The 12,230-nt window shown below is 73.1% G+C and carries 11 protein-coding genes; 7 read left to right on the forward strand and 4 right to left on the reverse strand.

All coding sequences use genetic code 11. The features are described from left to right. Nucleotides 1-23: 23 nt before the first annotated feature. Nucleotides 24-2,261: a right-handed parallel beta-helix repeat-containing protein gene (locus ACIRB7_RS21340; RefSeq protein ID WP_403600782.1), complete on the reverse strand. Its 2,238-nt coding sequence runs from the start codon at nt 2,259-2,261 to the stop codon at nt 24-26. Nucleotides 2,262-2,423: 162 nt separating this feature from the next. Between ACIRB7_RS21340 and hmgA the strand changes: the two genes are divergently transcribed. Genes hmgA through ACIRB7_RS21355 form a run of 3 tightly spaced genes read left to right on the forward strand, consistent with a single transcriptional unit; the run spans nt 2,424 to nt 5,793 of the window. Further along, nucleotides 2,424-3,746: a homogentisate 1,2-dioxygenase gene (gene hmgA, locus ACIRB7_RS21345; RefSeq protein WP_403600785.1), complete on the forward strand. Its 1,323-nt coding sequence runs from the start codon at nt 2,424-2,426 to the stop codon at nt 3,744-3,746. Nucleotides 3,747-3,786: 40 nt separating this feature from the next. Beyond that, on the forward strand, nt 3,787-4,536 hold the full coding sequence (locus ACIRB7_RS21350; protein WP_403600788.1) for a GntR family transcriptional regulator: 750 nt from the start codon (nt 3,787-3,789) through the stop codon (nt 4,534-4,536). 36 nt (nt 4,537-4,572) lie between these two features. Next, the gene (locus tag ACIRB7_RS21355) at nt 4,573-5,793 is read left to right on the forward strand and encodes a type ISP restriction/modification enzyme (protein ID WP_403600791.1); all 1,221 of its coding nucleotides are present in this window, start codon (nt 4,573-4,575) and stop codon (nt 5,791-5,793) included. Here ACIRB7_RS21355 and ACIRB7_RS21360 read toward each other — a convergent pair. Continuing rightward, a complete protein-coding gene (locus ACIRB7_RS21360; protein ID WP_403600793.1) occupies nt 5,780-6,517 on the reverse strand; it encodes a TetR/AcrR family transcriptional regulator in 738 nt (245 codons plus the stop codon). The two genes, ACIRB7_RS21355 and ACIRB7_RS21360, sit on opposite strands and share 14 nt — an antisense overlap. Nucleotides 6,518-6,579: 62 nt before the next feature. Between ACIRB7_RS21360 and ACIRB7_RS21365 the strand changes: the two genes are divergently transcribed. The 3 genes from ACIRB7_RS21365 (at nt 6,580) to ACIRB7_RS21375 (ending at nt 9,556) form a co-directional block, all read left to right on the forward strand. After that, nucleotides 6,580-7,518, forward strand: coding sequence for an ATP-binding cassette domain-containing protein (locus ACIRB7_RS21365; RefSeq protein ID WP_403600796.1), 939 nt, complete (start codon nt 6,580-6,582; stop codon nt 7,516-7,518). Next, nucleotides 7,515-8,291: an ABC transporter permease gene (locus ACIRB7_RS21370; RefSeq protein WP_403600799.1), complete on the forward strand. Its 777-nt coding sequence runs from the start codon at nt 7,515-7,517 to the stop codon at nt 8,289-8,291. The genes ACIRB7_RS21365 and ACIRB7_RS21370 overlap by 4 nt, the downstream gene beginning before the upstream one ends. Before the next feature lie 68 nt (nt 8,292-8,359). Next, a complete protein-coding gene (locus ACIRB7_RS21375) occupies nt 8,360-9,556 on the forward strand; it encodes a CaiB/BaiF CoA transferase family protein (RefSeq protein ID WP_403600802.1) in 1,197 nt (398 codons plus the stop codon). 220 nt (nt 9,557-9,776) lie between these two features. Here the strand turns inward: ACIRB7_RS21375 and ACIRB7_RS21380 are convergent, their stop codons facing one another. Then, on the reverse strand, nt 9,777-10,049 hold the full coding sequence (locus tag ACIRB7_RS21380; protein ID WP_359207301.1) for a hypothetical protein: 273 nt from the start codon (nt 10,047-10,049) through the stop codon (nt 9,777-9,779). A 313-nt stretch (nt 10,050-10,362) separates the two neighbouring features. On the opposite strand from ACIRB7_RS21380, the gene ACIRB7_RS21385 reads away from it, so the two are divergent. Then, nucleotides 10,363-11,394: a protein kinase gene (locus ACIRB7_RS21385; RefSeq protein ID WP_403600805.1), complete on the forward strand. Its 1,032-nt coding sequence runs from the start codon at nt 10,363-10,365 to the stop codon at nt 11,392-11,394. Here ACIRB7_RS21385 and ACIRB7_RS21390 read toward each other — a convergent pair. Further along, entirely contained in the window at nt 11,378-12,184 is an 807-nt protein-coding gene (locus ACIRB7_RS21390) for an SGNH/GDSL hydrolase family protein (RefSeq protein WP_403600808.1), read from the reverse strand. The genes ACIRB7_RS21385 and ACIRB7_RS21390 overlap by 17 nt on opposite strands. Nucleotides 12,185-12,230 lie beyond the last annotated feature (46 nt).

Below are 12,230 nucleotides of genomic sequence, written 5' to 3' on the forward strand. Positions count from 1 at the left end.
TGCCCTGGCCTCGCGTGGCCGCCTCATGCCGTTCCCTCCCCGCGCGGCCGCCCCTCGGTGTGCCCGGCACCGGCGTCAGCACCGGCAGCGGGCTCGCCACCGGGACCGGGCTCGCCACCGCCACCGGCAGCGCCACCGCCACCGGCGACGCCAGGCACGGGTTCCGGTTCGGGCCTCGCGGTGGGGTCCTGGCCCCGGCCCTCGTCCTGCTCCTGCTCCTTGTCCTGGTCCGGGGGCGCAGGCCGGGACGGGGTGCCGGGGGTGCGGCTTCCCGCTGCCACCACCGCCCACAGCACCCAGACGGTGCCGAGCAGGAGGCGGAGCCAGGCGGGGCTCAGGGGGATGCCCGGGACCATCAGGATCGCCTTGTCGAAGGCGTCGAGGAGGGTGAGGGCGCCGAGGGCCACGGTGGTCCAGGCGAAGACGGGGCGGTCGGGGCGCAGGGCGAGGCCGAGGAGGGTCCACCAGGCGCCGATGAGCAGGAGCGCGAGGGCCGGGACGACGGTCGGTGTGAGGGCGAGGGTCGAGCCGGCCACGTCGAGGGCGAGGCCTGCGAGGCCGATGAGGGTGGCGGCGCCCGCGAGTCGGTTGCCGCGCAGTCGGCGCCACCAGAGGGCGGTGCCGGTCAGGGCGAGGACGAGGGCGGTGCCGAGGGCGAGTTGGGTCTCGACGCGCTGGAGGCCGCGGGCGCCGTACCAGTCGCAGCCGGCGGGGAGGCGGCGGGCCTGGACGTTGTAGTCGGCGCAGACGAGGAGCTGGGCGAGTTTGACGGGTTCGCCGACGAGCCGGTCGGTGTTCCCGGAGACCTCGCCGCGGCGCGCCCCGCAGCCGGGCAGGGCGCCGGGTGAGGCGGCGCCGGTGTCCGTCTGCCAGCAGTTGCCGCTGCCCTGGCCGTCCCACCACACGTCGCTGCGGTTGGGGCGGGAGGCGCCGGCCCGGTCGACGCCGAGGTGGTTGCCGGCGTAGCGGTTGTGGTGGGAGGTGTCGGTCTGCTTGGCCCAGGCGGACTCGCCGCGGATGAAGGCGGGGACGGCGTTCAGGTAGAAGGCGGCGCGCTGATGGCCGTAGACCCAGTTGTCCTCGTAGAGGTTCCAGTTGCCTCCGGCGGTGATGATGCCGGTGCCGGGGGGCATGGAGATCTGGGGGCAGACGACGCCTTGTTCGTAGCCGCGTTCGACGGGCGGGCGGGCGCAGGTGCCGTCGGCGACGTACGGGTAGTAGTTCTGGTTGTTGTCGTGGATGAGGTTCCGCTCGAACCTGGCGTGGTTCTGGGGCAGTCCGGGGTGGCCGGGGAAGGCGGAGTCCATGGAGGCGCCGCCCATGTTGTGGTCGAACTCGTTGTCGTGGACCCAGACGGAGTCGCCGGCGGTTCCGGAGTAGCCGACCATGTTGTGGTGGCTGCGGCAGCCGGTGATCTCGATGGAGTAGCGGGGGACGTCGTAGCCGCGGCCGTCGTTGATGTTCGAGGCGGAGCCGGGGTAGATGCCGGAGTCGCCGTTTCCGTAGGACTCGCAGTTCTTGTAGAGGCCGTGGTCGGAGGCGAAGGTGAGGAAGCCGTACTCGTCGTTCCAGCGGGTGAGGACGTCGTCGATGACGAAGCCGTCGGCGGCGAGCACGTACAGCGAGTTGAACGTGGTGCGCTGGGCGGTGAAGTTGCGGAAGTAGACGCCGTCGGAGAGGTCGGCGCGGAGGGCGTTGAGTTTCTGGTACTTGGCGTCGATGACGACGTCGAGGCGGGAGGCTCCGGTGCCTTCGATCTGGAGGTTCTTCTTGCCGAGGATGGCGACGAGGTTCTGGTTGTGCGGGCACTGCCGCTGCTGCTCGTAGCTGAGGATCTGGTAGCCGAGCGCGGACTTCGGGGCCTTGAGGGTGGCGCAGGCCCCGGTGGGCGGGGGCAGTGAGGGCTCCTCCTCGTACAGGCCGGGGAGGATCGCGATCGTCGTCCCGGGCCGGTCGACGGCGTCGACGGCCTGCTGGAGGTGGCGGTAGCCGTCGCGGACGCAGCGCGCGTGGAGGGCGAGGTTGCGGGCCTTGAGAGGGGCCGGGAAGCCGGAGATCCGGCGCTCGAACTCGGCCCGGCCGGTCTTGCAGACGAGGAGGTCGGGCTCTCCGGTGCGCAGCTTCGGCACGGTGCCGGAGCCGTCGGGGAAGGTGACGGGCCGCTCCTCGTGGGCCTGGGCCCCAGGGGCGGTGAGCAGGGCCGCGGCGAGCGCCGCGAGCACGACCGAGAGCGCGAGGACGAACCTTCGGGTCCAGGACATGCGCGTGAGAGTAGAGCAATGTTCATCTTTTTTGACCCCCTCGCGCCTAGATCCCCGGCAAGAACCCCCCGGGACCCCCGGCCCGCGCCCCGTTGACGGGAGCCGCGCGGAATCCTACGGTCATCCATAGGATTCCCTTGTGGGCTCAGGACAGGAGCGGCGATGACCACGGAGCAGGCCAGGAAGACGGCCGATGCGCTCAGCTACAGCAGCGGTTTCGGCAACGAGCACAGCTCGGAGGCGATCCCCGGCGCACTGCCGCACGGCCGCAACTCGCCGCAGCGCGCCCCTCTCGGGCTCTACGCCGAGCAGCTCAGCGGCAGCGCCTTCACCGAGCCGCGGGCCCACAACCGCCGCTCCTGGCTCTACCGGATCCGCCCCTCGGCCGCGCACCCGCCGTACACCCGGATCGACAACGGCGCGCTGCGCGGCGCCCCCTTCACGGAGACCGTGCCCGACCCCAACCGGCTGCGCTGGGACCCGCTGCCCGAGCCCGCGCCCGGCACCGACTGGCTGGCCGGTCTGTGGACCCTCGGCGGCAACGGCGACGCGACCCAGCGCGCCGGGATGGCCGTGCACCTCTACCACGCCAACGCCTCCATGGAGCGGGTCTTCGGCGACGCGGACGGGGAGCTGCTGATCGTCCCGGAGCGCGGCGGCCTCCTCCTCCGTACCGAGCTGGGGCTGCTCGCCGTCCGCCCCGGTGAGGTCGCGCTGGTCCCGCGCGGGGTCCGCTTCCGTGTCGAGCTCCTCGACGAGAGTGCCCGCGGGTACGTCTGCGAGAACTACGGGGCTCCGTTCCAGCTCCCCGATCTCGGCCCGATCGGCGCCAACGGCCTGGCCAACGCCCGGGACTTCCGGGCGCCGGTCGCCGCCTACGAGGACGTCGAGGGTCCGGTCGAGGTGGTCAACAAGTACTGCGGCAACCTCTGGTCTGCGACGTACGGCCACTCCCCGCTCGATGTCGTCGCCTGGCACGGCAACCACACCCCGTACGTCTACGACCTGCACCGTTTCAACGTCATCGGGTCGATCTCCTACGACCACCCCGACCCGTCGATCTTCACGGTCCTCACCTCGCCCTCCGACACTCCGGGGCTCGCGAGCGTGGACTTCGTGGCCTTCGCCCCGCGCTGGCTGGTCGGCGAGGACACCTTCCGGCCGCCGTACTTCCACCGCAACGTGATGAGCGAGTACATGGGCCTCATCGAGGGCGCGTACGACGCCAAGACGGCCGGAAAGGGTGGGTTCGTGCCGGGCGGCGGCTCGCTGCACAACATGATGTCGGCGCACGGCCCCGACCGGGACACCTTCGACAAGGCCAGCGCCGCCGAGCTGAAGCCGCAGAAGATCGACGACGGTCTTGCCTTCATGTTCGAGACCCGCTGGCCGGTGACCACGACCTCGCAGGCCGCGGAGGCCGACCATCTGCAGAAGGGGTACGACGACGTATGGCAGGGTCTTGAGCGCCACTTCCGGCCGTAGTGTCTCGGCCGTAAGCCCGTAGCCTTCGTACGGAGAACCCGTGACCGCCTTCGCTCCCGACTCGCTGGTCCTGAACCGCAAGCTGCCGCTCTGGTATCAGGTCTCGCAGTCGCTGCGCGCCTCGATACTGGGCCGCACGCCCGACGCCTCGCTGCGGCTGCCCACCGAGGAGCAGCTCGCCGCCCACTACGGCGTGAGCGTGCTCACGATGCGCCAGGCCCTCAAGGAACTGGAGGAGGAGGGCCTGATCAGCCGGCACCGGCGGCGCGGCACCTTCATCGAGCCGGGCGCCCGACGCTCCACCCCGCGCCGGCTGCTCGGCTCGATCGACGCGATCGTGGCCCAGCAGTCGGGCGAGCGGACGACGGTCCTCGGGCACGGCACCGAACACGTGCCGGGTGAGCTCGCGGAGTACTTCCCGGACGTGACGGAGATCGTGGCGTACCGGAGGCTGCGCCGCGACGGCGAGAGCGGTGAGCCGACGAACTGGGCGGAGAACGCGGTGCGCCCCGAGCTCGCCGCCGCGATCGACCCGGCCGATCTGGAGCGCTGGCCGATGACGAAGGTGCTGCGGGATGTCGTCGGGGTGCGGATCAGCCGCATCACGGACACGGTCGAGGCCCGTCTCGCCGACCCCGAGACGGCGGCTCTGCTCCAGGTCCCGCTCCTCTCGCCGATCCTCCACTACACCGGCGTGAGCTACGACGCGGACGGCAGGGTCGTCGACGTGGCGCGGATCCGCTACCGCGGCGACCGCTTCTCCTTCACGGTCACGGTGGAGGCCCAGTAGCCCGGGGGCGGCCGGAGCCCCACCGCAGTCGTTAGCATGCGGGGCGTGACGGAAGTTCCCGGAGCGCACGACGACGACCCGCCCCTCCTCGACGACCTCATGCCGTGGTCCGTCGCGCCGCTGCGGTTCGGCCGCCCGTGGATCGTGGCGCCGGACGCGCGGACGCTGCGGTCCCGCTGGGACCGTCTCGTGGCCGCCGAGGGGGCGGAGCGGGAGGCCCTGTTCCGGCCCAGCCGGGCGCGGACGCCCGCGAGCGCGGTGGCCGCGCTGCCCGGGCAGCGCACCTCGACCGGGCGCTGGGCCCGCGAGTCGGGGCCGTGCCCGGAGCCCGTACGGGTCGCGCTCGGTCCGTTCGACGAGCAGTGGCTGCTGCCCGACCACCGGCTCATCGACACCGCCCGGCCCGAGCTGTGGCGGGTCGCCGGGGAGCCTCAGCTCTTCGCCGTCGAGCAGGGGTACGTGCCGGGGGCGGCGGGGCCCGCCCTCCTGGTGACGGCCGCGCTGCCCGAGGGCCGCTCCCCCGCCGGCCGGCCGGGCCGGATCCGCCCGCTGTTCCGGCGCCCCGGAGGTCGGGAGCCCAATGTGGCGCCCGGCCTGCTCGCCCTCCTCGGGGAGCGGTACGGGCACGAGGTCGACGCACTGGAGTGGCTCGCGTGGACCGTGGCGGCGGCCCGGCCCTCCCCCGCCGGGTGCCGTGTCCCGCTCCCGGCGGACCCAGCGGCCTGGGCGGCGGGCGTGGCGCTCGGCCGGGAGCTCGTCGACGTCCAGGCGCGGGGCGCCCTGAGCGGGACGAAGCCACGGCTGCGGGGCGGGCGCCGCCCCTATGTGCGGGCGGCGGTCCCCGCGCGGCCGGGGACGATGACGTACGACGGCGGGGACGAGGCCCTGTGCCTGGACGAGGGCCGGATCTCACCCGTACCGGAGGATGCCTGGGAGTTCCGCGTCGGCGGGGCGCGGGTGCTCGAGCAGTGGTTCGCGCAGCGGACGGCCCCGGCGGAGCCGGGTTCCCTGGAGGCGATCGGACCGGCGGCCTGGCCGCAGGAGTGGACCTCGGAGCTGCTCGACCTGATCACGGTCCTCGCGCTGCTGGGGGCCCGGGAGCCGGAGCGGGCCGCCTTCGCCGAGGGAGCGGGAGCGACCGGCCGGGCGGAGCTGCGGGCGGCGGGGATCCTGCCCCCGCCACCCACGTCCCGCCGCCCCGCGTCCGTACTGGACCACCAGGAGGAGGGCCCGGAGGGGCAGTTCATGCTCCTGTGACAGGAACCGCCCCCGCGGGCGCGAACGAGTCGAGGAGCCGGGCGATGCCGAGAGCGAAGATCTCGTCCGCATCGACGGGTGCGGGGGCCTCGGCGAGCAGTCCGGCGAGGTGCGGGTACTCCCCGCTCGCCACCTGTCGCGTGAGGTAGGCGGCGCGTACCGCCTGTTCCTCCTCCTCGGACCAGGGCAGTCCCCGGGCCCGCTCGGCGACGGCCTGCTCGTTGGCGACGGTCGCCATGACCGTGCCGTTGACCATGGCGATCAGCTGCATCTTCAGCCCGGCGGGGATGTCCAGGGGGACCAGGCAGCCCAGGCACCACTCCAGGAAGCGCAGGGCGTTGGGCGTGAACCCGTAGGCGGTGGTCATCATCCGGGGCAGCCAGGGGTGGCGGTACATGAGGGCACGGCTCTGGTGGGCGATCCCCGTCATGTCGGCGCGCCAGTCACCACTGGGTTTCTCGGGGTACACGTACTCGCCGCTGACCGCGTCGACCATCAGCTCGTACAGGTCCTCCTTGCGGGGGACGTAGTTGTACAGCGACATGGTGCCGCAGCCGAGTTCGGTGGCGACGCGCCGCATGGAGACCGCGTCGATGCCGTCCGCGTCGGCGATGCGCACGGCGGCGGCCGCGATGTCGTTCCTGCTGTACGCCGGCTTGGGGCCTCGGCCCGCGCGCACGGGGCGCGCCCAGATCACTTCCGGTTCGGCCGCTCGGCCCGTCATGGATCATCACCTCGCTCCCATCCTAGTTACGTACAGCGTACGTAGTGCGGTACGGTCACACCATGACAACTACGTACGCTGTACTTAGTGAGGGTCTGCAGAAGCGGTACGGCGAGGTCCACGCCCTCCGCGGCCTCGACCTCGCCGTCCCCGAGGGCTCGGTCTGCGGCGTCCTCGGCCCCAACGGCGCCGGCAAGACCACCGCCGTCCGCGTCCTCACCACCCTCGTCGCACCCGACGCCGGGAGCGCGCGGGTCGCGGGGCACGACGTGGTCCGCGACCCGGCCGGGGTGCGGAAGCGGATCGCGGTCACCGGGCAGTACGCCTCGGTCGACGGCGACCTCACCGGCGCCGAGAACCTGCGACTCTTCGCCCGACTGCTCCGCGCCCCGCGCGCCCGCGCCGACGAACTCCTGGACCGGTTCGGCCTCGCCCCGGCGGCCGGGCGGCCCGCCCGCACGTACTCCGGGGGCATGCGGCGCCGGCTTGACCTGGCGGCGAGCCTCCTCGTACCGCCACGTGTCCTCTTCCTCGACGAGCCGACGACCGGCCTCGACCCGCACAGCCGCAACGGGATCTGGGACGCCGTACGGGAGTTGGCGGCCCAGGGCACGACCGTGCTGCTCACCACGCAGTACCTGGAGGAGGCCGACCAGCTCGCCGACGACATCGTCCTGATCGACGAGGGGCGGGTCGCGCAGCGCGGCACCCCGGCCGAACTCAAGGCGCTCGTCGGCAGCTACGCCGAGGTCGTCGTCGGCGACCCGTCCTCCCTCGAAGCGGCCGCCGCCGTCCTCGACCAGCTGACCGGCTCGGCCCCCGCCCTGGACGCCGAGCGCCGCACGGCCGGCGCGGTGACCACGGACACCACGCTCACCCTCCCCCGGATGGTCCGCGAGCTCGACGCCGCCGGCGTCCTCCTCGTCGACGCCTCCCTGCGCCCGCCCACCCTCGACGAGGTGTTCCTGCGCCTCACCGACCGGAAGGAGCTCGTCGCGTGAGCACCCTCGTCCACGACGGGACCGCCGTCCTCGGCCGCCACCTCCAGCGCATCCGGCACGCGCCCGCGATCACCGTCATGACGCAGACGATGCCGATCGTGTTCCTGCTGTTCTTCGGGTACGTGTTCGGCAGCGCGCTCGCCATGCCGGGCGCCGAGTACCGGTCCCAGCTGGTGCCCGGCCTGCTCGTGGCGACCGCGGCGGGCGGCCTCATGACCGGCATGTTCCAGGCCGCCCAGGACTCCCACCGGGGCGTCATGGACCGCTTCCGGACCATGCCCGTGAGCCGGGCCGCCGTCCCCCTCGGGCAGGCGCTCGCCGATCTGGTGGCCAGCGCCGTCGGCACGGTCCCGCTGATCCTCGTCGGCCTCGCCATGGGCTGGCGGATCGAGGGGACGGCGGCGGAGGCCCTGGGCGCCATCGGTCTGCTGCTCCTCTTCCGCTTCGCGACGACCTGGGTGGGCATCCTGCTCGGCCTCGCCTCGAAGAGCGAGGAGGCGGCGGGGCAGCTCGGCAGTGCCACGTTCATGCTGCCGCTGCTGTCCAACGCGTACATCCCGATCGACAACATGCCGGGCTGGCTCCGCACCGTCGCCGAATGGAACCCGATCTCGGCGGTCACCACGGCGGTACGGGTCCTCTTCGGCAACGCGCCCGTCCCGGCGGACGCGGCCTGGCCGGTGGCCCACCCCGTCGCCGGGGCGCTGCTCTGGTCGCTCGGCCTGATCGCCCTCTTCGCCCCGCTCGCGGTACGCCGCTACGCCCGGGGCTGACGGAACCCGCCGGGAGTGACATACCCCCTGGTGACAAGGACCGGCCCCGCAGGGTAGGCAGGGCTTTCATGAGCACTCAGCCACTCCCCCTCGAAGGCATCACGGTCGTCGCCGTCGAGCAGGCCGTCGCCGCCCCCTTCGCCACCCGGCAACTCGCCGACCTCGGCGCCCGCGTCGTCAAGATCGAGCGGCCCGACGGCGGGGACTTCGCCCGGGGGTACGACACGGCCGCCCGGGGCCTCGCCTCCCACTTCGTGTGGTGCAACCGGGGCAAGGAGTCCGTGGCGGTCGACCTCAAGGACCCCCGCGGCCTCGCCCTCGTCCGGCGCCTCGTGGCCGGCGCGGACGTCTTCGTGCAGAACCTGGCCCAGGGGGCGGCGGCCAGACTCGGCCTCGACGCCGCCACCCTGTGCGCCGCGCACCCGCGGCTGATCGCGGTGGACGTCTCGGGGTACGGGGCGGAGGGACCGTACGCGCACAAGCGGGCGTACGACATGCTCGTCCAGTGCGAGGCGGGCCTGGTGTCGGTGACCGGCACGCCGGAGCAACCGGTCAAGTCGGGGATCCCGGCGGCCGACATCGCGGCCGGGACCTACGTCTTCTCGGGTGTCCTCGCCGCTCTCGTACGGCGGGGGACGACCGGCCGTGGCGGTCCGGTGGAGGTCTCGCTGCTCGACTCGCTGGCCGAGTGGATGGGGCATCCGCTGCACCACGGGATGCACGGGGGCACGCCCCCGGCGCGTACGGGGCTCGCGCACGCGGTGATCGCGCCGTACGACGCCTATCCGACGGCGGACGGGGGGCTGGTGCTGCTCTCCGTGCAGAACGACCGGGAGTGGCGACGGCTCGCCGAGCAGGTCATCGGCCGCCCGGAGCTCGCCGACGACCCGGCGTTCGCGACGAACACGGCGCGGGTGGCCGGGCGGGCGGCGACGGACGCGGTGGTCGCGTCGGCCCTCGCCCCGCTGACCGCGCCCGAGGCGCTGGCCCGGCTCGACACGGCGGGCGTCGCCTGCGCCCGGCTCAACTCGGTCGCGGAGCTCGCGGAGCACCCCCAGCTGACGTCCCGTGACCGCTGGCGGGAGGTGGAGTCACCGGTCGGGCCGCTGCGTTCGCTGCTGCCGCCGATCGTGTTCCCGGACGCGCCGGAACCGCGGATGGGCCGGATCCCGGCGCTCGGACAGGACACGGACGAGGTGCTCGCGGGGCTCGGGGTGCCGGAGGAGGAGGTGAAGGAGCTGAGGAGCGCGGGGGTGATCGCCTGAGGCCCCCGCCGGCCGCGCGGACCGGGGGCGCCTGACGCCTCTACGGAGCGGACAGGAGGGCGCCTGACGCCTCTACCGGCAGCGGATCCGCCGCCGGGTACGACTGATCGCCGGACGGGTGGGGACACGTCCGGCGGTGTCGCAGTCGGAGTCGTACGGCGGCCGGGCGGCAGCGGGCGGGAACCTCGGGGTGCGGGGCCCGGCACCCGACTCCTCCGCGCTAGCGGCGCGTTCCGAAGAGGGAACGGCGCAGGCGGCGGAGCGGGGCGAAGAGCGAGACCCGTGCGCTGCGGCTGCGGTGACTGTGCACCGGCGCCTCGTGCGTACGCGCCGTCAGCTCCCGCATCAGCAGCGTCGCCTCGGCCACCTCACGCTGGGGCACGGCGGGACCGCCGAGCACCGCGAGATGACGGTCGAGGCGCGAACTCGTCGCGCTGCTCCCGCAGGTGATGGCAGGCACTCGCGGCCTGCTGCGCATTGCTATCTGTTCCATGTCACTCCCCACCCGTACAAGGGCACCCGACCCAGGGCAGGTTAACCCTATCGCCCCGACGTGACACCCGTGTATCCCGCCGACGGGATCGACGGCACTCGTACGAGGGTTGACGGTCACTGTCCGAATCCATCTGATTCCAGGGCGAGTTGGACAGGACTCGAACACCTGCCGAACCGTCACGAACCATCCTGCCCTCCGGGCCCTCCTCCATGAGTACCCGGGCCGGTGTGATCTCCACCACCAAGATCGTTCCAGCTCTTCCCCGTCGCGGACCGGGGCCAGGAAGGCACCCCTCGGCTACCGTGGACGCATGACGGTGATCGCGGGTCGTTACCGGCTTCTGGACGTCCTCGCCGAGGGGGCGACGGGCACCGTCTGGCGCGCCCTGGACGAGACGAACCGGCACGAGGTGGCCCTCAAGGAGTTCCGCGCCCCGGCCGGACTCCCGGCGGACGAGGCGCCCCTCCTCTACGCCCGGCGCGAGCGCGAGGCGCGGGCCGCCGCCCGGATCTCCCATCCCGCTGTCGTACGGGGCCTCGGAGTGGCCACCGAGGACGGCAGGCCCTGGGTCGTGACCGAGCTCGTCCGCGGCCTCACCCTCGCCGAGACGCTGGAGGCCGGTCCACTGCCCCCGCGCGAGGCCGCACGCGTCGGCGCCGACGTCCTCTCCGCCCTGCGGGCGGCACGGGAGGCGGGCGTCCCCCACCGGGGCGTGGAGCCGAGACACGTCCTGCTCGCGAACGACGGGCGGATCGTCGTGACCGGCTTCGGTACGGCGCCGGCGGACGCGCCGGGGGCGGAGGCGGAGCTGAGGTCCCTGGGGGCGCTGCTCGACACGGCGGCCGGGACGTCGACGCTGTTGTCGATGGACGACCGGGCCGAGGCACTCCGCGCCGTGATCGAGGGTCTGTCCCACCCGGACCCGGCCCGGCCCCTGACGGCGGCCCGGGCCGAGGAGGAGCTGCGACGGTTGGCCGCGGGCGGGAGCCGGCCCCTGCGGACGGAGCCCTCCACCCCGAGGGACGCCGAGCGGCCCGGAGAAGGAAACACAGAAGGGCCCGGGCAAGGCAACGACAACGGGCCCACGCGGGCGCGTGGTTCCGCCTCACCGGCTCGCGGCTCGTCGCACCCGCCCCGCCGGACGACGCCGCCCCGTCGGGGCCGCGTCCTCCTCGCCGGGGCGGTCGGCGCGCTCCTGATCGCGGGAGCCCTGACGTATCACGTCGTACGGGACGACGAGCGTGGCGCCGGGCCCGTGCCGGGCGGTGTCACGAGCACCGCTCCGGCCGGCCCCGGCGCCACGGACGGCGCGGGCGGCGGTCCGGTTACACCGCGTTCCTGAAGCTGGGCAGGTAGCCGCCGGACTGTCCGGCGGCGGTCGGGTGGTAGGACTCCCCGATGTTGAGCCAGTTGACGCTGTGCAGCCAGGCGGAGCCGGAGCAGATCTCGTGCCCGGTGAAGGCGGAGACGACGCTGGAGAAGGTGTAGCCGTGGTCGGCCGCCCGCTTGGCGACGGCGGCGTTGAGGTGGTCGGAGGCGCCGTTGATGGCGCGGCGCTCGTTCTCGCTCAGGCCGGCGACGCAGTTGCCGCCGATCTGGTAGAAGCGCGGGTACCCGAGGACGACCACGCGGGCGGCGGGCGCCTTGTTCCTGATGGCCGTGTAGACGGAGTCGAGCTTGCCGGGGAGCGTGGTGTCCACGTAACTCTTGGCCTGATTCACGCGGTTGATGCAGGTGGCCTCGGACTGCAGCACACACGTCGTCATGACGTCGGCGAAACCGGCGTCATTTCCCCCGATCGTGACGGAGACCAGGTCGGTGGCGGCCGAGAGGGGTCCGAGCTGATTGGCGGTCACATCACCCGTTCGGGCGCCCGAGCAGGCGGTGAACGCGAAGGAGGAGGGGGCGTTCGCGTTCTTCCACAGCACCGGATACGCCTTCGTGGAGCGCTTGCAGTCGCCGCTGGCGCTGTCGTAGCTCCCGGCGCCCACACCGGAGGAGTACGAGTCCCCGAGCGCCACGTAGTCGAGTGCGGCGGTCTCGGCCGCCTGGGCCGCTCCCGCCCCGGTGAGGGCGAGGACGGCACCGAGCAGGAGAGAGGACGAAAGGGCGGTGAATCGGGACAGTCTCATGGAACCTCCCTGTAGCAGGATCTCTGCGCTACCAGGTAGTAGCATC

The sequence above is a fragment of the Streptomyces sp. NPDC093795 genome, assembly GCF_044764665.1.
Lineage (GTDB): Bacteria > Actinomycetota > Actinomycetes > Streptomycetales > Streptomycetaceae > Streptomyces.

Bases quoted from the DNA above. Each gene is read 5' to 3' on its own strand.
- ACIRB7_RS21375 (WP_403600802.1), top strand. From the start codon at position 8,360: ATGAGCACTCAGCCACTCCCCCTCGAAGGCATCACGGTCGTCGCCGTC.
- ACIRB7_RS21340 (WP_403600782.1), bottom strand. From the start codon at position 2,261: ATGTCCTGGACCCGAAGGTTCGTCCTCGCGCTCTCGGTCGTGCTCGCG.
- ACIRB7_RS21390 (WP_403600808.1), bottom strand. From the start codon at position 12,184: ATGAGACTGTCCCGATTCACCGCCCTTTCGTCCTCTCTCCTGCTCGGT.
- ACIRB7_RS21360 (WP_403600793.1), bottom strand. From the start codon at position 6,517: ATGACGGGCCGAGCGGCCGAACCGGAAGTGATCTGGGCGCGCCCCGTG.
- ACIRB7_RS21365 (WP_403600796.1), top strand. From the start codon at position 6,580: ATGACAACTACGTACGCTGTACTTAGTGAGGGTCTGCAGAAGCGGTAC.
- ACIRB7_RS21380 (WP_359207301.1), bottom strand. From the start codon at position 10,049: ATGGAACAGATAGCAATGCGCAGCAGGCCGCGAGTGCCTGCCATCACC.
- ACIRB7_RS21385 (WP_403600805.1), top strand. From the start codon at position 10,363: ATGACGGTGATCGCGGGTCGTTACCGGCTTCTGGACGTCCTCGCCGAG.
- ACIRB7_RS21355 (WP_403600791.1), top strand. From the start codon at position 4,573: ATGCGGGGCGTGACGGAAGTTCCCGGAGCGCACGACGACGACCCGCCC.
- hmgA (WP_403600785.1), top strand. From the start codon at position 2,424: ATGACCACGGAGCAGGCCAGGAAGACGGCCGATGCGCTCAGCTACAGC.